This window comes from Bacillus sp. AM 13(2015) (genome assembly GCF_001518755.1).
GTDB lineage: Bacteria > Bacillota > Bacilli > Bacillales > Bacillaceae > Bacillus > Bacillus safensis.
The window spans coordinates 1-23015 of the sequence record NZ_LKCP01000002.1 but is presented as its reverse complement, the minus strand read 5'-3'; the positions used below and the strand labels follow the sequence as shown (position 1 = coordinate 23015).

Sequence of the window (23015 nt, the reverse complement as noted above, 5' to 3'; positions counted from 1 at the left end):
CCAAAACCCCTTTGTCCCGATCGGAATTTCACTTAATTTTCAGAATAATCAAATGATGTGTTATATTATAAACACTGTTGATATTTAAGATCAATATTATTTCACTAAAATAATGTTTTGGCAGAATATCTGTCAGCAAGGAGGCTCTTCATGACAACTTTGACAAACGAAATGAAACAAACCGTGACAGACATCTTCGAACACTTGCATGCCCACCCAGAAATCAGCTGGGAAGAAACAGAAACGACCGCTTATATTGAAGATATATTGAAGAAATTAGGCTGCAAAACTCAAACATTTGACGACTGTACAGGGGTGATCGGTGAAATTGGAGAAGGCGCACCAGTGGTCGCTGTGAGAGCCGATATTGATGCACTTTGGCAGGAAGTAGATGGAGAGTTTCAAGCCAATCATTCATGTGGCCACGATGCACACATGACAATGGCTCTTGGTACCTTTATGGCATTAAAGGAAAAAGAACGCCCGAACGGCACAATTCGTTTCATCTTTCAGCCTGCCGAGGAAAGAGGCGGCGGTGCGCTGAAAATGATTGAAAAAGGTGTGCTGGCAGATGTCGATTACTTATATGGCGTACATGTGCGCCCAATTCAAGAAACATTAAACGGACGCTGCGCTCCTGCTATTTTGCACGGATCAAGTAATCATTATGTCGGCACAATTACTGGAGAGGAAGCGCACGGTGCACGTCCACACCTTGGCATCAACGTAATCGAAGTGGCTTCAACCCTCGTGCAGAGACTCGCGCATATCCATGTCGATCCACGAGTCGCCCATTCTGTGAAAATGACCAATTTACATGCTGGCGGGGGCAGCTCAAACATCATCCCAGGCAAAGCTTCATTTACATTAGATGTAAGGGCGCAAACAAACGAAGTAATGGATGAGCTAGAAAAAGAAATTGAAAGAGCAGTTCATTCTGTAGCGGATGCCTTTGGTGCTTCCATTACACTTTCAACAGACCATCGTCTGCCTGCCGCAACCTTAAATGAGGAAGCTGTCCAGATCATGTCTCATGCGATTGAACAGGTTTTAGGACAAGAGCAGCTTGATCCCCCAATCGTCACAACAGGTGGAGAAGACTTTCACTTTTATGCAGCAAAGCTTCCGCATATCAAATCTACAATGCTCGGTTTAGGCTGTGATTTAAAGCCAGGTCTTCATCATCCGTACATGACCTTCGACCGCTCTGCAATCTTTACCGGCATTGAGATTTTGACCGAAGCTGTCTATCAAACACTCCAGCAGCATTCATCATAAAATGAAAAAGCCACCCGCCTTCTCTTTAGGGCGGGTGGTCGCAATATTTTACGCATTCAAATCTGTCATGGCTGGAACGTTGATTTCTTTCACACAAGATACTCTTGATAAATGAATCACACATCTAGCTAGCTCCACAATATCCTGGACAGGGATTCTCGTTTCGTCATATAGAGTAATCGCCTTTTCGGCTCCCTCTTCATACGGAACCTCTGCCGCCAGCTCTCCTGGATTGATACAGGTGACAGATATTTTATCTTTTCTCACATGCTCTCTCAGCGCATTCACAATTCCGCGCAGGCCAAATTTAGATGCAACAAACGAGACTTGCGGCAGGTTTGTATGATCGAGTCCAGCCGTTGAGCCAATCACGATGATTTTCCCATTCTCCGATTTCCTTACGTGCGGAAGCAGTGCCTGGATGTACGTAATGGTTGAGGTGACATTCACATTAATTAAGTGCGCAATATCCTCTGGCTGATCGTGATCAAAGGAATAATCGTCTTCAAAGCCTCGTTTTTCCCATAAACCGACGTTATAGATCAGTACATCAATCGTCTTGTTCTCCAGTGCTTCGAGCATATAAGGGATATGCGTTTGGCTTGATAAGTCGATTTTCAGCCAAATTCTATGTACACCGTCATCTATGCTCAAACTACTTGGTTCACTTCTTGACACAATCCAAACTGTATCTCCACTTGAAGGAAGACCCTTTACAAAAGCATCTCCTAATCCTTGACTTGCACCGAATATGATATAGTTTTTACTCATAGCTCCTCCTTCTATGGCACACAAACTGAAAGCGTTTTATACCTATATCATACAGATTCTAAGAGACCACCGCCTCTTTTATGCTTATCTTCACTTATTGATGGGCGCGGCTACTGGATTTCCTTTAATTCCACTGGTAATGCACGTGCCTCTATAAAGCTTTTGATCATTTCTGTGAAAAGTTCTTTTCTCTCAAAAGTAAATGTATGTCCAATACCGGGAACGATGACGCCTGTTGCCTTCGGATGTGAATTTGTTATTTTTTTTGCTGAGCGTGTCATAATGCCTTTTTCTTTTTCTCCCACTGTGACAAGAATGCGTGCCTTTGCTTGCTGAAACGTGTCTGGGAGCCTGTAATGGAGGTTTTCTTGAAACATCGTAAGAAGGGTTTTCTTCTGCAAATGTTTCGATTCCGCCGCATAATGAGGCAGTACATGTTGCGGGAGCCCCATCTTTTCAGCTTGGAGCTGGATAAACCAATCTTTCTTTAATAATGGATACGTCAGTGGCAAGAGCGGTCTCACCATGAAATGGAGCCATGGCAAAGGCATCACAAGGGCGCTATTGATGACAGCGATGTCTACGATATCTGGCTCTCTTGATAACACATCAACGGCAATCTGCGCACCTAAAGAAAATCCAATCAGAATCACTTGACGGCCATTCGCGTTTTCCTTGATCCATGAGATGACTTCTTGAGCGCTTTCATTCATTGAAAATATCTGTTCTTTTGCTCTTGTCCCGTGTCCAATGAGATCAGGGGCAAAGCATTCATACGTGTCCTTAAATATTTCAACCTGCTCCTGCCACATCCAGCTGCTTACTCCTCCACCATGCAGAAAAATCATGATTGACCTATCCATCATCGACGACAACTCCATCCTTCTATATAAGAAAAAAGCAGCCGCTTTTTGAGCAGACTGCTTTTTCCACATGCTCCCTTCTATTATAAGGGAACCACTACATCATTGACTATTTTTTCAAATCTTCAATGGAGTTTACGTTCTTCATATATTTCGGAACAACTAGCCCCATTCGAAGGCCTTTCATACTTGTACCAAGGTCATCATATTTCCCTTTAAACTTCGCTGCATACGTTTTATGCGTATTTGGCAGCCAAGCGGATAATGAAGCATCCGCACTTCCGGTTGCAATTGCTGTCCACATTGGACCTGCTTCAACCTGAGTCAAAGTCACATTAAACCCGAGTTCACGCAATACTTCTGCTGCAACATTGGTACTTGCAATCTCACTATCCCAGGCAACGTAGGCAAGATTGACTTTTCCACCATTCGACTTTTTCACGCCTTTTGTCCATTTCGCTACTTGGTCTTTATGTTTTTTCACATATTTTATGGCAGCATCCTTTGGTTTCACACCATCTTGAATATCAATCATGACTTCGCCCATGTCATCTTGAGACCATTTAAACTGACTAAGCATTTTGGCTGCTTCCGGCTGATCCTTTGCAAAGCCTTTACGTGAAATCGTATGAATTTCTTCCGCTTCACCGTAAGATTTTTTTGGATCATCTAAATATTTTAAATCATAGCGGGAAAACATCCAGTGTGGATTCCAGCCAGTGATGATGATTGGCTTTTTACGGTCGTAAGATTTTTTGAGTGTTGCTGTCATAGCTGCACTTGATGCAGACACAACCGTCCAATCCTCTAAGCCGTAATCCTTTTTCGCTTGATCTGTCAGTGCCATAATCCCTGAACCTGGATCGATTCCGATAATAGTTTTATTCACCTGCTGTGCTGCACTCGCATTTGAATCTGTCTGCGCGCCGCAAGCAGCTAGTAAAAAGACAAGCAGGGCGGTCATCCCAATGTAGAGAGACTTTTTCCACATTAAGCATTCCCCCTGGTTTTTTTCGTTTTAATGTTTTGTGTAATACGGTCAAGTGTAATCGCCACAATAACAATGGCAATACCTGCTTCAAAACCAATACCTGTTTTCAGCTGGGTTACCGCACTATATACTTCTGAACCAAGTCCTGGTGCACCTACCATTGCTGCAATCACGACCATTGATAGAGCCAGCATGATACTTTGGTTAATACCAGCTAAGATGGTTTTTGTTGCAAGTGGAAGCTGAACTTTGAATAAACGCTGGAATGTCGTTGAACCAAATGCTTCGGTTGCTTCAATTAAATCAGCCGGTACTTGTTTAATACCGAGAATGGTCATACGGATCGTTGGCGGCATAGAGAAGATAACCGATGCCACAACCCCAGGAACAACCCCAATATTAAAGAAGAAGATCGCTGGTAATAGATAAACGAATGCAGGCATTGTCTGCATTAAATCTAAAATAGGTGTCACAATTTTACGCACAGTTTCCTTCTGTGATGCCCAAATACCGATCGGAACCCCGATCACAATAGAAATGACCACAGCGGTCAAAACGAGCGCAAGTGTTTGAAGCATTGGATGCCAGTAGCCTAAATAGTCGATCAGTAAAAATCCAATAAGTGTGAAAAGAGCAACTCCTCTTGTACTGATCCACCAAGCAATACCGGCAAAAATAAGGGTTAAAATAATGGATGGAATGACGCCAAGTGCAGCCACAATCCCATTTACTGTTCCTGCTAATCCATTTGTGATGCCATCAAAGAAACCACCAAACGTTAATGTTAACCAGTCAACAAATTGATCGATATATTCCGCAAACGGAATTCTAGGTAAATCACTCATACTAAACATCTTATTCTACCTCCTGTGCAGAAGGCTCTTGTGCTTTAATTTCCTCTAGCTTGTTAGAAGACATGTTGATATACTCATCATTTCCTGATAATGCACCAATCAATGCACCTCGGACCACAATGCCCTTCATTCTGTTTTTCTCATCGACAACGGCAATCGGAATGTTCGCATCAGACACCGCATCAAAGATCTCTGTCAAATACGTAGATTCCAACACTGTCGTAAATTCTTTATCGAGAACCGTTTCAAGCGACGCTCCCGTTTCTGCTGCTTTCTTCGCTGCTTGGGCAGAAATGACACCTAATAAATGCTTTTTCTTATCTACCGCATAGATAGACGAAATCCCTAGGTTTTTCATGAGCGTAAGCGCAACACGTGCCCCTTTGTCAATCTGAACTGTTTCTGCACGTTTCATAATATGACCAGCGGTTAATACTTTAGAAAGGTCAACATCTTCAACGAAGCGTTCAACATATTCATTCGATGGGTTCATTAGAATTTCTTCTGGTGTTCCGATTTGAACGATATTTCCGTCCTTCATGAGCACAATGCGGTCGCCAATACGAAGCGCCTCATCTAAATCATGGGTAATGAAAATGATCGTTTTTCCTACAGATGTATGAAGCTCAAGCAATTCATCCTGCATATCTTTACGAATTAATGGGTCTAGTGCGCTGAATGCTTCATCCATTAATAAAATGTCAGGGTCATTTGCTAACGCACGTGCCAATCCAACACGCTGCTGCATCCCACCACTTAATTGATTTGGGTATTGCTCTTCAAAGCCTTCAAGTCCAACAAGCTTTAAAGATTCAAGCGCTTTTGGTCTGCGCTCTTCTTTATCTACACCTTGCAATTCAAGACCATACTCTGTGTTCTCAAGAATTGTACGGTGCGGGAACAATGCGAAGTTTTGGAAAACCATGCTGATCTTTTTCCGTCTGACTTCACGCAATTGATCCTTTGACATATTTGTTATCATATCCCCATCAATATAAATTTCACCGGAGGTTGGTTCGATTAACCTGTTTAGCATCCGCACAAGTGTGGACTTTCCGCTCCCTGATAGCCCCATGATGACAAATATCTCGCCGTCATAAACATCAAAATTTGCTCGATTGACACCAACTGTTGCGCCGGTCTCTTTTAGGATCTCTCTTTTTGTTTTCCCGTTTTCAAGCATTTGAGATGCTTTTTTAGCATTTTTACCGAAAATTTTAGATACATTATTTATCTTGATTTTGATATTTCTCTCTTCAGAATTCATATTTTCCCTCCAAATTAGCATCTTTATAACCGTAACATAAGCGTTATGATGCGAACAATCTTTAGAATTCGCTTATTTCCCCACAATATGTATGAATTCCATATAGAGGTCTGGTCATTAGAGTTTATACGCCGTATTACTCGTAAATCCTATAGAATGCTTCATAAACTACATATTTTACGGGGTATTTCCTCTCACCAGACAATATTTTACTGGAAATTCCTAATTGTGCTAAAAAATAAGTCGAATCCTCGTCATAGCAGTTTTTTTGAATCATGGGCGAACCATTCCCCTGAACATGATTTACCCGAAAATGGTCACATAAAAACCTTTTTTCTCAAATTTTATTTAAATTCACAAAAAAACTGCCTGCAACTTTAGTTACAGACAGCTCGTTTTTTTAGGACTCTAGGGCAGCCCGCTTAATATTATCTTGAAGCTCAAGCATACGTTTTGTTCCATCTTCACGTAATCGCTTGTTCTCTTCTTCGATCTGTTTCGTCTCTTTCATCCCTTGTACAATTGTATTAAAGGAAGATTCGATCGTTTCAATGTCGATGCTTGGACGGCCGGATAATTTGGCAATCTCCACACTTTGACTTGAAATGTTTTCAGCATTTCGTTTCAGCATTTCATTTGTTCTTCTATCCAGCTCACTCATGGAATCAGCGACAAGCTTTTGTCTCTTCGCTGTCACAGCTTGAATGATCCCATTTTTGAAGATTGGAATGGTGATAATGAAGGCAGAGTTGATTTTACCGATTAATTTTGTATTCCCACGCTGAAGCAAACGGATTTGCGGTGCCGTTTGAAGCGCGACCATTCTTGCCATATCAAGGTCATATACACGCTCTTCAAGCGCTTGAATCCCATTACGAAGCGTATCAAGTTCCATTTGTGCCAGCTGGTTTCCACTAGCTGCTTTTTCTTCATATGAAGGAACCAATTGCTTTAATTCTTCAATTTTCATTTGACCGGCTACGACATACTTTTCAAGCTCCATGTAGTATTGAATGTTATGCTCATACATTTCTTCAAGCGTCACAGTCGATTTGGTCATTTCATCTTTATATTTACTGATTTCTACATTAATTTTTTCAATCTCAGCACCGAGCGTTTGATATTTACTAAAAATCTTTTCAATCATGCTGCCGCCGCGTTTAAAGATTTTTGACAACAAACCACCCTTCGGCTCGTCAAAATCATTTTTATCAAAGCGATCCATAATCTTACCAAGCTGCGTCAGCATTGTTCCTGAGTCAGTGACGCTTGTTGAACGCATCATTGAAAGGATACGATCAGAGAACTTAGAGATTTCAACGGCTGGCTGTTTTCCGTATTCAAGAAGCTCAAGCTGATTTTTTGCATCGATCTGTCTCGCAATATTTTGCACTTCTGGTTCGTTTCGAAGCTGAACGCGAATATCGTCTGCCTTCTCAATCGTGATTTCCTCTTTATCAATTGAAATGATGTCATTTCCGTTTGTATTTGTCATAAGCTTTGATCTCCTTATCGGTTTTTAATGGATTGAAATAACTTTCTAACGATGGACGGCTCTTTAAACTCCTGGTTCATGACCATCTCATCAAGCCAATGGGTATCAAATAATTGGTCATCGATATACCGTTCGATACACTGATATCCCGCCGGATGATATACGAAGAGATCCACACCCATTTCATTTAGGAAAATCAGGGCGGCCGCATCAGAACGAGTCAGCTCCCCATTATATTCCGTATGGTATAAAATCACTTTCGGTACGATTTGTGCATAATCAAAGGTTTGAATCAGTTCAATGAGATCCTGGCTCAAATGCAGAATCTGCTTGAATAAATAAATGCGGACATCTAATTCGGTTTCATTGCCTTCTTTTAATAGCTTCGGATGCTGACAGATTCGAGATATCGCCTCTGCTATCGCACGCTGCGCGCCCTCATATAGATGAGAAAACTGCCACACATTGCTTTTCATTAATAATTCAGGATCAATCTCCCCAGTAGCAGAAAGTGCATGCTGATAATGAAATTGATAATTCGAAGTCACTTCTTTCGTAAAAGGAAAATGGCGAATGGTCTTCGTCTCTTTCCCCTCCATTAACGTGTGAATGCGATCCCAGTATTCACGCTTGTCTCGTGTGACCCCCATCATTTTCGCAAAGAGATTCGGAATCTGTATCGTGTCCCGATCTGCTTTAAAGTTCGGGCGGATAAAGGATCGTTCCTTTGCAATTAAAAACAGCTCATCATACGTTGTCTTCAGCGTAATGGAATGAGGAGTATGATCTCTGAATTGCCATGGCTTATACAGCATTGAATCTTCCGTGTGAAGTACCTCTTCAAGCTCTCTTGTCGATCGGTACGCCACCGTTGATTTCCTCTCAGGCTTTTCAGTAGGGAACGGCTCAAGCTTTGAAGTCCCCGGGTACTGATCAATAAAAGTCAGCTTTTCTTCTGGATCTAATTCGCGGAACGAATCCTCGCCTTCTGGATGAAATAGCACAACATCACAGCCAATCAGCATGACATAGTAAAGAAAATAAAGCTGACTTTTATTCGCCTCTCCATACCAAATGACAGCCGGCATTTTTTCTTCTATATTGACTTCCTTCAGCCATGGACCTAGATGGTTATTTGAAAACTTCACGACATCCAGCAAGACCCGGCGGAAATCAGGATGCTGAAATCCACCCTCATGCAGCTGCTTGAAATGCTCAAACACCTTAATCAATGAAAGACGGATATGCCGGTTCATCACAGGGTTTGGATGGCGGACAATCAGCTGTTCACCATCTAAAAAAGCCACAAAGCGATTCACGGACAATCCCTTTTCTTCTTGGTTAATCAAATGAATACGCTGCAACGCTTGAAAATGCTCTGGCTCAATATGACGATTGAGCGTTTCACTTAAAATATGCATGCCTTCTGTTTCGTATAATTCATGTAAATAAATAAAATAATCGGTTGCATCATGCGGAGTTCCAAGGACCCGGGCGGCGAGACGCGGTAAGGACAATGTATGCTCGTCCTTTACATAACCGTCTCTTTCAGGGAGCGGCTTTTTCAGCACGTTTTTCCAGGCTTCCTGCTCCGCCCGTGTTTGGGTGACATTGATTTCTTTATAACTCACGCCGCTCCTTCCTTTCTCCTATATTTTCTAGAAAGCTACTACTATCATATCATTCAGCCTTCTACTTCTGCTATCGAATCGAAGGCTTTTTTGCCTTCGTCATCTGCTCGATGACAGAAGCGGTGATTTCATCCGCTGCGGCCATGCCAAAGGCTGCTGTCGGCTCAAGTTCTGGGTCAAAGTCGAGAACTTCTCCATGCCTTGGGGCAAAGCCCTTATCTGATTGACGAATGAGCCCCACATCTAACAGGGAATCACCCGCACCATAGACGTATTCAAGCTGCAGCCTATCCTTTAGAAAAGCAACAGCATCCCACTTATTAAGCGGCTGTGGAATAAAATAAAGCTTCCGTCCCTGAAGAGAAACCTGCCAGCCTCTCTCCTCACCCCACAGCTTCAATTCAGCAAGCGGTATGTGAGATAAATACTCATCTTTCATAATCAAATAAAGAAATCTTCCCTCTGCTGTACGGGTACGCTTCACCCAAGCCGCAACCGGAAGTTCGGAGATCGCCCTCAGCATCTCTCTGACTGGAATACACTCCCTAAGTCTCTCATCAACAATGGCCTGCCAATCCTCAAGCGGCTTGCCATGGTGAAGAATACAGCCCCCGTTTGTTGTGACAGCATACTCCGGTTGAAGCTCTTGTTGAAAGAAGGTGATCCGTTCATACTGTGCAGTCGTTCTTGTCGTCACTGGAATGAACCAGCCTGATTGATGAATCGTCTGCAAGGATTTTTTCGTTTCAACAGACATATAGGAAAGCGGCCGTTCGTCCAGCACCTCAACTAAATCATACTCTCCTTGATACGCATACTGGTCAAGCACTCGATGTGAGTAGATCAGCGTCCGGTCTAAATCACTGGCAAATGCATATGTCTTCATGACGTTTGCTCCAGCGGGCGAATTAACCCGCAGCACGTGTAGGACATATTGGCATATTCAATGACAGGAACACCTCTGTCCTCTGCCAAAAGCAAGATATGCTTCAGCTTCTCCTGAGATCCAGGCTGAATCAAGATTTTCCACGGGATTCTTCTAAGCAGCACGCGGGTCGTCTCACCAACACCCGGCTTAATCAAATGCGTATTTTTAATTTGAAACTCCTGACCGATTGCTTCAATGGATGCCATTCCGCGCCAATCTGCCGGCGTCCCTTGCGTAAGTATGGTTTCTGCTTTCTCTTGTACATTTGGTCCGAGGCTGGAAAATGCATCTTCAATCGTATCCACATACAGATTGGACACATCCTCATCAAGCAGCTCTTTATAATACTTTGCCCCATGGAAATCATCGGCATTGATCCAGCGGTTGTTTAGTACCGTACGACTGACAAGCCCTGATACCGTCGAATTCAGGCAGGCACTTGGAATGAGAAAGTCCTCTCTCGTTCCATATACATGTGTACAATAGCCAGGGTCCGCCAGCACAGCCAGCTCACTCGAAAGACGCACGCCATATTTTTTTTCAAAATCAATCACAGCTTTTTCGAGCTCTTTCGAAATGGCACCTTTTCCAGTCCATCCATCGATAAAAGCAATTTCAAAGCCTGGATGTTCTTTCAGCATATAATGCAGTGCATTCTCGTCTATTCCGCGGTCGCGAATAATAGAGATGCTGTAATGAGGCAGATCGATACCATATGTCTTTCGAATATATCGTTTGATTAGCACCCCGATCGGTGTTCCTGCACGCGCCAAGCTGCAAAGCACGGTTTTGAAGCCTCGCTTTTTCACAATCTGTTCTGCTACAACAGCTACTGCTTCGGCTACCTTTTCCTTACTTTCTTCAAGAGATTGATAGAATAAAGTCATATAAGATTCAGTTGGTTTATATTCAATTGGCAGCATTTCTGAATAATGCGCACCACTCTGAATTGAACGCTCCCGCTCTTCTGTACTTTTCTCCATCTCAATAGAGGATAAATCTTTGAGTAAGAAGGTTACATCCTGCTCTGGATAGCTTCCCATCTTTGTATACACGTTAGCCATTCACCTTCACCTCGTCTGATAAAGTCACAATATGCACATGCTTCACATGCCGCTCGGCAAATAAATGAATAAGCGGAAGCAATGCCTCCTGAGAGACCTTTTTCTCAAAAAAGAGAAATACATCATCATATTCACCTTTTGGAATGTTGTACACGTAGTGCTGAATTCGGGCATCTTCTGGATTCATAAAGGTAAACCCATTTTGAACAGCGTATCCATCCTTTTCGACTGGGTGAATAGGACTTCTCGTTGTTGAATGAAAGCGAACGCCTTCTCCCATATGTGCAGACAGTCTCATCGGTACATACATCAGCTCACCTGTCCCTAAGCAGAGTGTTTGTTTTCCTTTGCGTTCCTGCCGCAGCTTCAATCCCGCTTCAGCAGCTGCTTGGTCGAGTGCTTCCGTATCTGCTACGTTTAAACCAAAACGGCCCGTTTCATGTATATATGGCGAATGACCAGCCGAATTTGCTGCATGAGAAAGTGAATACGGCACTTGCTTAAAGAAAGATTGAAGAGAATGAAAAGAGAGACTTGGCCGCTTCTCTTGCTCCGCAATCTCATACGAATAAGCTGGTTCATCAAGCGTTTTGCCTCTAAAGACCATCTGCCCTTTTAATAAAGACAATGATGTGATGTGAATTCCGAGCTCCTCTTCAAGCTGGCACATGGCTTTCTCATGCTCCTCCGTCCGCCAGTCCAAAATGGAAAGAATGGTATAAGAATGCCGCGGGTACTTTGCATGAAGGTCACGAATGATGTTGATATTTGTACGGCCTGTCGTGACTTCATCATCTACTAACACGATGGGGCGGTCTGTGCGAAGTAATGCTTCATCTGCATAACAAAGCTGGTCTGTTGCATGCGAATGTTCTTCTTCAAATACCAATGACGGGTCAAGACCCAGCAGCTGTTCACGTGTCGTATGAATGTAAGATGCGCCTTCTAGCACATCATACACACCATGTCCAAGGGCTGTTGCTGTTTCCGCAAAGCCGATGACGACAGGCTCATTGCCAGCTGAAAGCTTTTCTTTTTTGAGTGTTTCATAGGCTGCCGTTAACGCCGCGTGATCATCCGTCTTGAGTGCCTCTACAAGAAAATCTTGGTACGGAGGCGTCTGTCCCGTTTGCTCTTTGGAATATGCCATCGCTAAAAGACCCGAGACAAGGAGCGGTTTCACTGGATGAACAGGAATATGCTTTCCAAGCACCTTACTAACGAATAAAAAGGCTCTTTTTTTGTTCACCCTTGCTGCCATCTCAAAAAGATGCTCTTTCTCCAGCTGGAGCGCCCCTTCTTTGAGGTCAAGCTCAACCTCCATATGTTCCAAGATGTTCAGCGTATGCCGCTTCTGATTCTGTGAGTATGTCGATATAGCTTCTATTTTCATGAAACACCCCGTAAATGTCTGACTTAATTAATATGTGCTCTGCCCACCTGTAATGGGGCTTCGTTTCATTCATCTTATTAGAGAAGGCACTCTTCATTACGCCAACTGTGCCGTCAGCATGTTCTAAAATACTTAAAGCATCCATGTACTCTTCCTTTGTCACAACGTACATGCTTTGCACTGGCTTGAGATGTGTTGGATGGATCACTGTTTTCCCATGTATGCCGTTGGCTACATCGAGTTTTGTCTCCTTGAGTAAACCTTGTACATCATCGAATTCAGATAAGGACAGCTCACCGCCCTTAGAAAGCGCACGGATGAATGGTTTTTGTTCCTTTCGTGCAGGGCCAAAATGCTCCCATACTGCACCTGATACAACAAAGGAACGGCCAAAATAATTGATCATATCTGTGATCAAATCAGCAATCAATCTGATTTCATAGATGGTGGTGTCACGGTCACGGCGAATGCCATATAAGCCGCAAAGGTCCGTTGCCCCAATACGAATATTCAAAATATATTCTTCATCATTCAGCATGATCTGCTTTAACTCAGACAGTACCGTATATCTTGTTTCTTTTTCTAATAAATCGGGTGTTTCCAAAATGGGCATACCGTACAGCTTTGTCTTCGTTTGTGCTGAAACCTGTTTCAAGCTGTCCAAATAATCCTTTGCATTATGAATAGAACACTTTGGAAATACAAAACCCGTCAATAAATGAAGAGATGAACCTAGCAAATCTGCCATTTTGAGCAGCTGCTTCGGCGAACGAACCCGAATAAATAAAAGCGGCAATTGTTCAGCCGTTTCAGGCATATGCGTCAATTTGTCCGACAGTTTGGCGAGTTGTACCACTAGATTCTGCTCAGCCATTTCCACTTCTTGATCACCGATGGCATCCTCTAAACAAAATACAACAGAGCAAAGTGCTTCATATTTCTGCGACAGCAGCATGTCTGCTATATCCTGTCTTGTTGCAGGCATATACAAAGTAGCACCTAATGCATGCGCAAGTACGTGCCTTGGCGTCATCAAATGCATCGTCCCCGGCCGTTTGAAAAAAATATCGTGCTGCCTCGCCTCTGATAAAAACTGAAAATACCGCATGCTGTGCCACCTCCTGTTGTTGAGAGAAAATCGAACAAATGACTTGATGATTCAAAAAAGGATGGAGCCGCTAATCAACTCCATTCCTTTTTGATCGTCCTATTCTTCTTTTGAAGCCGCAGCTTCGTTTGTTACACCTTGATGTTTCTTCTTATTGATTTTATGAACAATAAACGTTCCGATAAATGCTAGGATAATAATCGCAAAGAATACAAGATGCGGGATTTCAATGTGAGCAGCACTCAAGCCCATTTTGATCGCAATGATCCCGATAAGAATAAACGCTGTATTCTCGAGCTCTGGGATACGGTCAATAAGAACAAGGAACAACTGTGCCACTGTACGCATCATGAGAATTCCAAGCATTCCGCCTAATAGAAGAATCCATACTTCCTCAGATACAGCGAATGCTGCAAGAATACTATCAACCGAGAAGGCAAGGTCCATAATTTCTACAGAGATAACGGTTGCCCAGAATATACCAAATACCCGAATCAACCAGCCTTCTTTTTTCAATTCCTTCGCTTCATCATCGCCATCACCTAACCAGAAGTGCTTAATGACAAGCCATGCTAAGTAAGCAGCTCCAAGAACCTTAATCCACCAGAATTTAATAAGCAGCATCCCTACGCCAATGAATAGAAAACGGAAGAAATAAGCGCCAATTAATCCGTAGGTTAATGCCTTTTTACGCTGTTTTTCCGGTAAATGTTTCACCATCACAGCTAATACAAGTGCGTTATCTGCTGATAACAATCCTTCAAGCACGACAAGCGTCCCAATAAGCCCCCAAGAGACAGGGTCTGTTAACACCTCTGCCCACATATGCCAATCAAAAAACGAGGCATATGTATCCAACATATGTTTCAAAATGTCCAACTGGTTTTCCTCCTATAAGTGTAGAAGCATCAGCAGGCTTTCGCCTGCTGCTATTCTTGATCGCTGTTTCTTTCTCACTTTGGAAAAGGCCCTCATATGAGTTTTTGACAGCACCTCTTGAATTGATTTGTTTCTCTTATTTACACTTCTAACCCATAATTTTGACAAAGAGCTGCAAGTCCGCCAGAGAATCCGCTTCCGATCGCGTTAAACTTCCAATCACTTCCGTGTCGGTACAATTCACATACCACAACAGCTGTTTCAATTGAGAAGTCTTCGCCTAAATCGAAGCGAATCAATTCTTCCCCGCCCTCTTCATTTACAACACGAACAAATGCATTAGAGACTTGTCCAAAATTTTGGCTGCGCGTCTCTGCATCATGGATCGTAACTGTAATTCCGATACGATCAATGTTAGCAGGAATTTTCGAGAAATCAACGAGAATTTGCTCGTCATCTCCATCTCCTTCACCCGTCCGGTTATCACCTGTATGAGTGACACTGCCGCTCGGATGCTGAAGGTTATTATAGAACACAAAATCTGTATCTTGCTGACAACGATTGTTTGCATCTACCAAGAAAGCCGAAGCGTCCAAATCAAATTCGGCTCCGCCAGAATATTTATTCGTATCCCAGCCAAGACCGATCATCACTTTCGTCAGCCCTGGGTTGGTTTTAGTTAAATCGACACGTTGTCCTTTTGAAAGCTGAATCGCCATATTCGTATCTCTCCTGTCTTTGAAAATAGGAAGCTATCGTTATCCGATATCTAAGCCGAAGTCCGTTGCAATGCGTGCAAGACCGCCTTGATAGCCTGATCCGACAGCTGAGAATTTCCATTCCCCGCCATGACGGTATAATTCACCTACAATAATGGCTGTCTCAATTGAGAAATCCTCTGCCAAATCGTAGCGAATGAGTTCTTCATTCGAAGCCGCATTTAAAATACGTACATATGCGTTAGACACTTGTCCGAAGTTTTGACTGCGCGCTTCTGCATCATGAATTGTAATGACAAATGAAATCTTCTCAATACTTGCTGGTACAGCTGCAAGGTCAACATTTACCTGCTCGTCATCTCCGTCCCCTTCACCAGTGCGGTTATCGCCTGTATGTACGACACTGCCGCCTCCGCCAGTTGTTTGGTTGTAAAAGACAAAGTCAGATGGAGAGCTTGCTTTACCTGCTGCATCTAAAAGGAATACACTTGCGTCTAGATCAAAGTCATGTCCGCCGTCATACTTATTGACGTCCCAGCCAAGACCAACGACTACTTTTGTTAAACCCGGATTCGTTTTTGTTAAATCAATTTTTTGACCTTTCGCTAAAGAAATTCCCACTAGGAACCTCTCCCTTCTGTTTAAATGTAGTTTCTCGTAATATCGGCAAGCTTCGCATCATTTGTACCATTTCCAAGAGCCGCAAACTTCCACTCATTCTCTTGACGGTAAAGTTCTCCGACGATTAACGATGTTTTTCCTGCATAGTCATCTTTTAAATTATATTTCACTAATTCTTGATTGTTTGAACGATCAACGATGCGAATGTAAGCATTTTGAATCATACCAAAGTGTTGGTTTCTTCTAAGGGCATCATAAATGTTCACGACAAACACCAATTTATTCACATTACCCGGCACCTTGCTCAAGTTGACGAGGACTTGTTCATCATCTCCGTCTCCTTCACCAGTCAGGTTGTCACCTGTATGCTCAACACTGCCGCATTTGCTTTTTAGGTTGCCAAAATAAATCAAATCTTTATTTTCCGTAAACTTATCATTTTTCAGCATGAGCACTGAAGCATCACAATCAACATCAGCGCCGCCTCCGCCGCCAAACAGCTTTCCTAAAAACCCGCCGCCTTGTGATACAGGGTCCCAGCCAAGTCCAACAAGAATATTCGTTAGCCCTGCTTTCCCTTTTGTTAAATCAATACGTTGACCTTTTTCTAATGTAATCGCCAAATCAATCACTCCTCCAGCATAATAAAAATCTATTTATTAAGCGATGGACCCTATTAAAATCATCATACATGAAAATTCGACAAAATTCATGAAATGACATTGGAGCCTCTTACTCTTTTTTCTATTTACTAGTATATACGATCTATGTTCAAGATAGGTTTCAAACACTTTATATTTTTTTAAAGAAAGATGCATATTGAAAATAGTTCATGTCGTAAATGAAGTGTTTCATGTGAAACATTGTCGAAAGTTCCCGATGAGCAGCTCTTGCTGATAAGGAGCGTAAGATGTGGTTTCATATGTTGATATAGAAAAGATAAAAGCATGTGTTCAAAGGATAAACCCTTTCGTTTCCTTCCACCCATTGATTTCTTTATACTTATATTCAGCATGTTGTTGAAAGGATGTTGATGATGCCATCACTTCATATATTAGATCAAGTCGCCATTCCTAAAGGTCAGTCTGCTCAGGAGACATTGATTCATACAACGCAGCTGGCTCAGCTGGCTGAAACGCTTGGGTATGAGCGCTATTGGTTCGCTGAACACCACAGCACAAGGGGGCTCGCTAGTACGGCGCCTGAAATATTAATGGCTCATATTGCGGCTCATACATCGACCTTGCGTACCGGATCTGGCGGCATTTTACTTCCTCAGTACAGTCCTTTTAAAGTAGCAGAGGTCACGCGGCAGCTTGAGGCCCTTTATCCTGGACGGATTGAGATCGGAGTCGGCAAATCCCCGGGCGGGATCGAAAGGACGAGACTCGCTTTGACAGACGGCGTGCATAAAGACCTGTCTCAGTTTGACCGCCAGTTGAAGGACCTTCTTTTTTACTTATCAGACAGCCTGCCTTCTGATCATCCGCATGCAGGCGTGAAAGCTGCTCCGCTTGTTGATGCTCATCCGCCGGTTTGGCTGCTTGGACTGGGAGAAAATAGTGCCATGCAGGCGGCGGAGCTTGGAATCAACTATATTTTTGGCCACTTTATCCATCCTGCACGCGGCAAGCAAGCATTTGAGACATATCGATCACACTTTTCCCCATCTGCCTTTTCCAGCCAGCCACAATCTATGTTTGCCGTCTTTGTCATCTGCGGTGAAACAGATGAAGAAGCAGACCGGATCGCCAGCAGTACAGATTTATGGCTGCTGCGTGTTGAAAAAGGACTGGACAGCCGCGTTCCTTCTATAGAAGAAGCAAATGCCTATCACTACACCACGCAGGAGAAGGAAAAAGTGCTGCAAAACCGCCAGCGGATGATTGTCGGCTCAAAGAAAACGGTGAAAGAACAATTACAGACCTTGATGGACCGCTATCAAACGGATGACATCATGATTCTCAACAATTCCTTTGATCCAATTGAAAAACAGCGTTCCTTCAAGCGAATAGCAGAATTATTTTGAAGCCAGCTTTCTAGGCTTCTTTTTTACATTGTCATAAAAAATGGGAAATGTAACATCAAGATGTCAAAATCCTTCCGTCTGTCATCTGATCGCAAATGTGTCTTCTAATCGTTAGCGAACTGTAAACGCATAAGAGGTGTACCTTTTATATAGTAGAGGTACATATTCAAAGAACGGTTTACGACGCTGAGAAAGAAGGAGATGACAGGACATGAAAAAGAGACTCGATTGGGTAGATGCAGCTAAAGGAATCGGCATTCTGCTCGTGGTCATGGCGCATGTGCCCATTCCAGATTCGCTCAAGCAATTCATTTACTCTTTTCATATGCCGCTTTTCTTTTTACTATCAGGTATGATGTTTCGATCATCCTCATCCCCTGCTCTGTCATTTATTCAGAAAAAAGCCAAAAGCTTACTCTTGCCCTATCTCTATTTCTCCATCATTACGTATGTATTTTGGTTCTCCGTTACTCGTTTTTTCGCATTCAAGGGACAAACGGATATTGACCCTTTCGTTCCGTTTACAGGAATTTTCATATCCAATGCAGATGAAGCAAGGCTCACACATAACCCAGCGATTTGGTTTTTAACGACGCTCTTTTTAGTGGAAATATTATTTTTCTTTATGCATCGTCTGACAAAAGGAAAACCCGCTGCCGTGATCTTGCTGACTGTTCTTTGCGGCGGTGCTGGATATGCTACTACCTTGCTTTTAGATCAAAGTCTTCCTTGGAATGCCAATGTTGCCTTGACGGCTGTTGTGTTTTATTCAATTGGTTTTTTAGCAAAGCAGTGGTTTGTGGAATTAAAAACAGATCCAACCCTTCTTTTATGTACAGGTCTGCTTGTGCTGACGGCTTACATGCAAAGCTTTAATTCACGGATCGATATGCGCGTCAACGACTACGGTGATCTCTTTATTTTCTATGCATGTGCTCTGCTCGGTTCAGCCGCCGTGATTTATTTAAGCTTTAAATTGAAAACATCCCCTATTTTGACGTATCTAGGACGTAATTCTATTGTCATTCTTGTCTTGCAGTTTGCCGGCATCGATATCATGAAAGCATTTGTTTTTTATGGACTTGGTATCAATATTGCTGGTACAGCGCAGCGCTCTTGGACACTTTTTTTACACGATCGGCACATTGCTGCTCATGGTGCCATGTATCTCCTTCCTGAGCAAGTATCCGATGCTGCTCGGCAAACCAGCCAAAGCCGCACAACGCTACGAACAAAAAACATCCGCTGGCTGAACAGGCGGATGTTTTTTGTATTAATCATTGATTTGAGAAGGATAAAGTGTCATTCCACCATCCACAAATAAGGTGGTTCCTGTGATATACGCCGCTTCCTTAGAAACGAGGAATGCAGCAGCGGACCCAATCTCCTTCGGTTCACCGAAGGTTCTCATCGGAATTTTCTCAAGCTGCTTTTGTTTTTTCTGTTCATCCTGCAAATCATCATTTGATTCGGTTGCCATGGTACCTGGCGCAATCGCATTGATTCGAATACCTGCTTCTGCATAATCAAGAGCCAGCGTCTTCGTCATCATATTCATTCCGCCCTTTGAAGTGGAATAATGAACATTGAACGGGCGCGGAATTTCCTGATGGACACTGGAAATATTTAAAATAGACCCTTTGATGTCATGCTCCATCATATAGGCGAGCGCAGCCTTTGCACCTAAAAATGCGCCTGTTATGTTCACATCGATGACGTTTTGCCATTGCTCCAGCGTCATCTCATGCGGCAGCGCTTCTTCGCCGTTGAAGCCTGAATTATTGACGAATACATCTACTGTACCGAAATGCTCCAGTGCTGTATCCATGATAGCTTGGATACCTTCCTCTTTGGAGACGTCTGCGTGCACTTTCACCGCCCCACCTCCGTGCTGCTGAATGGCTTTTACGGTCTCTTCAGCTCCATCTTCATCGCCTTTATAGTTTACAACCACATTCATTTCCTCTTGTCCAAACCGCAATGCGATCGCTTGTCCAATTCCTTTTGAAGAGCCTGTAACAATGGCTGTTTTCCCTTTTAAATCTTGATACATCTTTATTTCCTCCATTCACGTGCTTCATCTTGTTGATACACAATGGTTACCCATTTTGGAAAAAACAAAAACACAACCCTCTGCATTCGTACTCTAAGAGGATTGTGCGTTTCATCAAGCTAAAAGGTGTTATAGACATTTTCACACGTTTCGGCGGTTGGCTGATAAAAGCAATGCGACTTATACCTCGCCACAAACGGCTGATTGTACCAAGTCGCCGGACAATTGCCAGGCGGTTTAAAATACCAAAGGCTGAATTTTGCCGGCCAAAAACGTTCTCCGTTAATATTTCTCCGCGCAAGTGTTTTTTCAGTTTCTCGTGCTCGTTGATAAAAGTACCCATGCGTGACCGCTTCGAATGCATGCTCCTGATAAATCATTTGTGGAATCGTACGCAGCCCTTTAAAGTCAGAACAGTTGGCACGCAGCCGATTGATGCCCACATTTCCTACGAGCAGCATCCCTTGCTTCCCTTCACCTTCTGCCTCCGCTCTCAGCAGTCTGGCCATTAAATCAATATCAGAGCTTGTCGCTCTTACCACTGCCATACATCCACCTCCAGTTCGTTTCTCTTTTATTTTATGTAGCGTTTCTGTGTAGATGACTGCCATTTTGACATGAAAAAGCACGTTCAGTGTCGGCAGCCTGTCTAAATTTGCTGGACATGTGTCTTGCTGTCAACAACACACAAACCAAGTGATCATCCACATAGCAGGAAAAAATATTCATTACTATATACTCATTTACAAGTCATAAAAATCCTTCTAATTGCGACATCATCTTCAAAAACAGTCATTTGAACCTATTCAATAATCCGACTCAAAACCTTAAAATATAAAATGTTGAGTTTCTACAGGAGATATCAAATAATAAATTACAAGTTTCTCCTCTCAACTTAGTGTCATTTTTACTACTTGAAGCCAATCAACCTCGGAAACGCACTGAGGTATTGACAGTACTTTCGCTTCATTCTACAGTAAAAAACATACAGTATTTTTCTTTTTGTGCAAAAAGAACGATATGAACTACAGCTTTTCAATGAAATTCACCATAAACCCGAGGAGGAAAACACGACATGTTTAAAAAGAAATTATCCCTGTTTCTTCTGATCTTGTGTGTAACTGTTGTCGCTGCCGCTTGTAGTGGTGGTAAAGACAAAACAGCTGCGAAAGAAAACGATACCAAAAAATCTCTTGATGCAGCAGAAGTAAAGGTAGAAAGTGCTGAGTACACATTACCACCTCAATACGATACATCTGTACAGGATGATCAGTATGTACTAAAAGTGAATGTATCTGTAAAAAATATCAGCAAAGAGCCTCTCAATGTTGATAAAAGCAACTTCACACTTTACCAAGATGACGCACAAGTATCTACGATCTCTCCAGATGACTACAATGAAGTATTATCTTCAAGCTCTTTAAATGCAGACAAAGTAACAAAAGGCGGTCTATTCTTTGTTGTTGACAAAGACAAAGACTATCAGCTTGTTTACACAGAGCCAGGCAGTGGATCGAAAAAAGATGACAAAACACTAGAATTCGATATTAAAGGAAAAGACTTAATGAAAAAAGCAGATACACTACAAGCATCTGCAAAAGCTCTTTCTTCTTATATTGATGTGATGATTTTTGGTAAGAAAAACGACGATTTCGAAAAACTAACAGGTGATAACAAATCAACTGTTGTGAACGAGTTTGATAAATCATTCAAACAAGGTTATATCACTTCATCAGGTATTTCTTCTAGCTCAGCGAAGGACGAAAACCTTGATAAGCTTTTAAAAGCAGTAAAAGAAACATTAGCTGAAAAATCAAAAGTATCAACAAAAACAAAAGCGATCAGTGGTGATAAAGCTGTCGTGACTGTAACTCTTACACCAATCGATGCAAGTCCGCTTGTCGATCGTTTGAAAGAGAAAGCGACTGAGTTCTACAGCAAAAACCGTTCAGCATCTTATGATGATGCACAGAAATATCTACTTTCTATCTATCCAGATGAATTTAAAAAATTAGGACCATCATCTTCTGAAGAAACAGTAGAAGTGAACATGAAGAAAAACGATATCGACCAATGGAAACTTGATTTGAACGACTACAAAACAAGCTCATTAGTTGAGAAATTCATCAAGAACTAAAGAAAAACCCCCGATTCCGGGGGTTTCAGATTGTTGACAAAGGGCTAAAATGATCTTTATTTTAGCCCTTTGTCTTCTTTTCAGCGTGATAGAAAACCTTTGCAGTCTAGGAAGGGCGAGCACCGGAGCGGAGCGAATTTGACATTCGTGAGCACCGGAGCGCAGAACTGACAAAGAATGCGAGGGTTTGTCTACACGCTGAAACCCCCGATCCCGGGGGTTTTTTTAATATGATGAACACAAGCGTATTGGTTGCGGCGTATATCAACATTTCTTATTTTAAGGGTGGGAGTCAATGCTAAAGTCTAATCAAAACATCACCTACACGGGTGATGAAATGTTAGAGGTATTAAAAGAAATGAATTTGATTCTTTTGTCTTTGCATAACATGGGTTCTTATTATGGTGAAAAATTTTATGAGTATGGTGAGGAAGCATATAGAGGAGAATATGAAACAGAAACCACACGATTTATAGATGAGTGGGAGGTCACTCAAAGACTCGCTAAAGTACGAAAGATACTATCTTCGAAATTTGATAGTACTTTAGGAATTGACGATATGGATGACATTGAAAGAGCATTGGAAGACATCAAGTACTGGACAAAACCCAATGACAAGCCAAATCCATAGACATTTGATTCACTAGCAAACGAGTTCACAAGCAGGGGAATCTCTTTATAAGGAATTGCCCTTTTCAGCTTCATATTCTTTAATGATCTCAATTGGATCAACCGCATTTTCCTCTTGTACGTATTCTTCAACATAAGGAGTTGTTAATTTCTCAAACCTTTGCTCCTCGTCTACTAAAGCAACATAGACATCATATCCTTCATAATCAGACGGAAATAATGTTGAAGTAGAACAACCGGTTTCTAAAGCCTTGTCTATTGCATTTCTTAGTTCTAATAAGCCTTTCCTATTTCCCAAAATAAA

23 protein-coding genes are annotated in these 23015 nt (G+C 42.4%); 5 read left to right on the top strand and 18 right to left on the bottom strand.

What is annotated here, in order from left to right; translation table 11 throughout:
• Positions 1 to 150: 150 nt before the first annotated feature.
• Positions 151 to 1278 (top strand): M20 peptidase aminoacylase family protein, encoded by a 1128-nt coding sequence (locus AOQ70_RS00130; RefSeq protein WP_059374368.1) that lies wholly within the window; start codon positions 151 to 153, stop codon positions 1276 to 1278.
• A 48-nt stretch (positions 1279 to 1326) separates the two neighbouring features.
• Here AOQ70_RS00130 and AOQ70_RS00125 read toward each other — a convergent pair whose 3' ends face one another.
• From AOQ70_RS00125 to AOQ70_RS00055, 15 genes are all read right to left on the bottom strand, one after another.
• On the bottom strand, positions 1327 to 2049 hold the full coding sequence (locus AOQ70_RS00125; protein ID WP_059374366.1) for an SDR family NAD(P)-dependent oxidoreductase: 723 nt from the start codon (positions 2047 to 2049) through the stop codon (positions 1327 to 1329).
• A 110-nt stretch (positions 2050 to 2159) separates the two neighbouring features.
• A complete protein-coding gene (locus tag AOQ70_RS00120) occupies positions 2160 to 2915 on the bottom strand; it encodes an alpha/beta fold hydrolase (RefSeq protein WP_231730792.1) in 756 nt (251 codons plus the stop codon).
• 106 nt (positions 2916 to 3021) lie between these two features.
• Positions 3022 to 3903, bottom strand: a complete 882-nt coding sequence (locus AOQ70_RS00115; protein WP_039176296.1) for a glycine betaine ABC transporter substrate-binding protein — start codon at positions 3901 to 3903, stop codon at positions 3022 to 3024.
• Positions 3903 to 4748: a glycine/proline betaine ABC transporter permease subunit OpuAB gene (opuAB, locus tag AOQ70_RS00110; RefSeq protein WP_039182966.1), complete on the bottom strand. Its 846-nt coding sequence runs from the start codon at positions 4746 to 4748 to the stop codon at positions 3903 to 3905. The genes AOQ70_RS00115 and opuAB overlap by 1 nt, the downstream gene beginning before the upstream one ends.
• Positions 4749 to 4758: 10 nt before the next feature.
• Complete coding sequence (gene opuAA, locus AOQ70_RS00105; RefSeq protein ID WP_039176292.1) at positions 4759 to 6024, bottom strand: glycine/proline betaine ABC transporter ATP-binding protein OpuAA; 1266 nt, start codon at positions 6022 to 6024, stop codon at positions 4759 to 4761.
• A 400-nt stretch (positions 6025 to 6424) separates the two neighbouring features.
• A complete protein-coding gene (locus tag AOQ70_RS00100; protein WP_034283225.1) occupies positions 6425 to 7519 on the bottom strand; it encodes a toxic anion resistance protein in 1095 nt (364 codons plus the stop codon).
• Between the two features lie 14 nt (positions 7520 to 7533).
• On the bottom strand, positions 7534 to 9150 hold the full coding sequence (locus AOQ70_RS00095; protein ID WP_059374364.1) for a YceG family protein: 1617 nt from the start codon (positions 9148 to 9150) through the stop codon (positions 7534 to 7536).
• A 70-nt stretch (positions 9151 to 9220) separates the two neighbouring features.
• Positions 9221 to 10036: an HAD family hydrolase gene (locus AOQ70_RS00090; protein WP_059374358.1), complete on the bottom strand. Its 816-nt coding sequence runs from the start codon at positions 10034 to 10036 to the stop codon at positions 9221 to 9223.
• Positions 10033 to 11142, bottom strand: coding sequence for a cysteine protease StiP family protein (locus AOQ70_RS00085; RefSeq protein WP_059374357.1), 1110 nt, complete (start codon positions 11140 to 11142; stop codon positions 10033 to 10035). Before AOQ70_RS00085 ends, AOQ70_RS00090 begins: the two co-directional genes overlap by 4 nt.
• Entirely contained in the window at positions 11135 to 12466 is a 1332-nt protein-coding gene (locus AOQ70_RS00080; RefSeq protein ID WP_059374355.1) for a phosphoribosyltransferase family protein, read from the bottom strand. The genes AOQ70_RS00085 and AOQ70_RS00080 overlap by 8 nt, the downstream gene beginning before the upstream one ends.
• Positions 12456 to 13643 (bottom strand): HpcH/HpaI aldolase/citrate lyase family protein, encoded by a 1188-nt coding sequence (locus tag AOQ70_RS00075; protein ID WP_059374353.1) that lies wholly within the window; start codon positions 13641 to 13643, stop codon positions 12456 to 12458. Before AOQ70_RS00075 ends, AOQ70_RS00080 begins: the two co-directional genes overlap by 11 nt.
• Positions 13644 to 13742: 99 nt before the next feature.
• Positions 13743 to 14522: a TerC family protein gene (locus tag AOQ70_RS00070; RefSeq protein ID WP_039176272.1), complete on the bottom strand. Its 780-nt coding sequence runs from the start codon at positions 14520 to 14522 to the stop codon at positions 13743 to 13745.
• Between the two features lie 140 nt (positions 14523 to 14662).
• Complete coding sequence (locus AOQ70_RS00065; protein ID WP_034664245.1) at positions 14663 to 15241, bottom strand: TerD family protein; 579 nt, start codon at positions 15239 to 15241, stop codon at positions 14663 to 14665.
• 39 nt (positions 15242 to 15280) lie between these two features.
• A complete protein-coding gene (locus AOQ70_RS00060; RefSeq protein WP_039176267.1) occupies positions 15281 to 15862 on the bottom strand; it encodes a TerD family protein in 582 nt (193 codons plus the stop codon).
• Positions 15863 to 15882: 20 nt separating this feature from the next.
• Positions 15883 to 16485, bottom strand: a complete 603-nt coding sequence (locus AOQ70_RS00055) for a TerD family protein (RefSeq protein ID WP_039176264.1) — start codon at positions 16483 to 16485, stop codon at positions 15883 to 15885.
• 413 nt (positions 16486 to 16898) lie between these two features.
• Between AOQ70_RS00055 and AOQ70_RS00050 the strand changes: the two genes are divergently transcribed.
• A complete protein-coding gene (locus AOQ70_RS00050; RefSeq protein ID WP_059374351.1) occupies positions 16899 to 17891 on the top strand; it encodes an LLM class flavin-dependent oxidoreductase in 993 nt (330 codons plus the stop codon).
• A gap of 211 nt (positions 17892 to 18102) precedes the next feature.
• On the top strand, positions 18103 to 19215 hold the full coding sequence (locus AOQ70_RS00045) for an acyltransferase family protein (protein ID WP_231730791.1): 1113 nt from the start codon (positions 18103 to 18105) through the stop codon (positions 19213 to 19215).
• On the opposite strand, the gene AOQ70_RS00040 is transcribed toward AOQ70_RS00045, so the two are convergent.
• Positions 19165 to 19944, bottom strand: coding sequence for a glucose 1-dehydrogenase (locus AOQ70_RS00040; protein WP_059374350.1), 780 nt, complete (start codon positions 19942 to 19944; stop codon positions 19165 to 19167). The genes AOQ70_RS00045 and AOQ70_RS00040 overlap by 51 nt on opposite strands.
• A 119-nt stretch (positions 19945 to 20063) precedes the next feature.
• A complete protein-coding gene (locus AOQ70_RS00035; protein ID WP_039176249.1) occupies positions 20064 to 20492 on the bottom strand; it encodes a cell wall hydrolase in 429 nt (142 codons plus the stop codon).
• Positions 20493 to 21019: 527 nt separating this feature from the next.
• Here AOQ70_RS00035 and AOQ70_RS00030 point away from each other — a divergent pair.
• Positions 21020 to 22081 carry a DUF4352 domain-containing protein gene (locus AOQ70_RS00030; protein WP_039176247.1) on the top strand — a complete coding sequence of 354 codons (1062 nt, stop codon included), beginning with the start codon at positions 21020 to 21022 and terminating at the stop codon, positions 22079 to 22081.
• Between the two features lie 295 nt (positions 22082 to 22376).
• Positions 22377 to 22712, top strand: coding sequence for a hypothetical protein (locus AOQ70_RS00025; protein ID WP_059374349.1), 336 nt, complete (start codon positions 22377 to 22379; stop codon positions 22710 to 22712).
• Between the two features lie 45 nt (positions 22713 to 22757).
• Here the strand turns inward: AOQ70_RS00025 and AOQ70_RS19615 are convergent.
• Positions 22758 to 23015 (bottom strand): hypothetical protein (locus AOQ70_RS19615; protein WP_059374347.1); only part of this gene is annotated, 258 nt, incomplete at its 5' end.

What these genes read in the sequence shown, in the direction of transcription:
- AOQ70_RS00130 (WP_059374368.1), top strand. Translation starts at nt 151, where the DNA reads ATGACAACTTTGACAAACGAAATGAAACAAACCGTGACAGACATCTTC.
- AOQ70_RS00125 (WP_059374366.1), bottom strand. Translation starts at nt 2,049, where the DNA reads ATGAGTAAAAACTATATCATATTCGGTGCAAGTCAAGGATTAGGAGAT.
- AOQ70_RS00120 (WP_231730792.1), bottom strand. Translation starts at nt 2,915, where the DNA reads ATGATGGATAGGTCAATCATGATTTTTCTGCATGGTGGAGGAGTAAGC.
- AOQ70_RS00115 (WP_039176296.1), bottom strand. Translation starts at nt 3,903, where the DNA reads ATGTGGAAAAAGTCTCTCTACATTGGGATGACCGCCCTGCTTGTCTTT.
- opuAB (WP_039182966.1), bottom strand. Translation starts at nt 4,748, where the DNA reads ATGAGTGATTTACCTAGAATTCCGTTTGCGGAATATATCGATCAATTT.
- opuAA (WP_039176292.1), bottom strand. Translation starts at nt 6,024, where the DNA reads ATGAATTCTGAAGAGAGAAATATCAAAATCAAGATAAATAATGTATCT.
- AOQ70_RS00100 (WP_034283225.1), bottom strand. Translation starts at nt 7,519, where the DNA reads ATGACAAATACAAACGGAAATGACATCATTTCAATTGATAAAGAGGAA.
- AOQ70_RS00090 (WP_059374358.1), bottom strand. Translation starts at nt 10,036, where the DNA reads ATGAAGACATATGCATTTGCCAGTGATTTAGACCGGACGCTGATCTAC.
- AOQ70_RS00085 (WP_059374357.1), bottom strand. Translation starts at nt 11,142, where the DNA reads ATGGCTAACGTGTATACAAAGATGGGAAGCTATCCAGAGCAGGATGTA.
- AOQ70_RS00080 (WP_059374355.1), bottom strand. Translation starts at nt 12,466, where the DNA reads ATGGAGGTTGAGCTTGACCTCAAAGAAGGGGCGCTCCAGCTGGAGAAA.
- AOQ70_RS00075 (WP_059374353.1), bottom strand. Translation starts at nt 13,643, where the DNA reads ATGCGGTATTTTCAGTTTTTATCAGAGGCGAGGCAGCACGATATTTTT.
- AOQ70_RS00065 (WP_034664245.1), bottom strand. Translation starts at nt 15,241, where the DNA reads ATGGCGATTCAGCTTTCAAAAGGACAACGTGTCGATTTAACTAAAACC.
- AOQ70_RS00050 (WP_059374351.1), top strand. Translation starts at nt 16,899, where the DNA reads ATGCCATCACTTCATATATTAGATCAAGTCGCCATTCCTAAAGGTCAG.
- AOQ70_RS00045 (WP_231730791.1), top strand. Translation starts at nt 18,103, where the DNA reads ATGAAAAAGAGACTCGATTGGGTAGATGCAGCTAAAGGAATCGGCATT.
- AOQ70_RS00040 (WP_059374350.1), bottom strand. Translation starts at nt 19,944, where the DNA reads ATGTATCAAGATTTAAAAGGGAAAACAGCCATTGTTACAGGCTCTTCA.
- AOQ70_RS00035 (WP_039176249.1), bottom strand. Translation starts at nt 20,492, where the DNA reads ATGGCAGTGGTAAGAGCGACAAGCTCTGATATTGATTTAATGGCCAGA.
- AOQ70_RS00030 (WP_039176247.1), top strand. Translation starts at nt 21,020, where the DNA reads ATGTTTAAAAAGAAATTATCCCTGTTTCTTCTGATCTTGTGTGTAACT.
- AOQ70_RS00025 (WP_059374349.1), top strand. Translation starts at nt 22,377, where the DNA reads ATGCTAAAGTCTAATCAAAACATCACCTACACGGGTGATGAAATGTTA.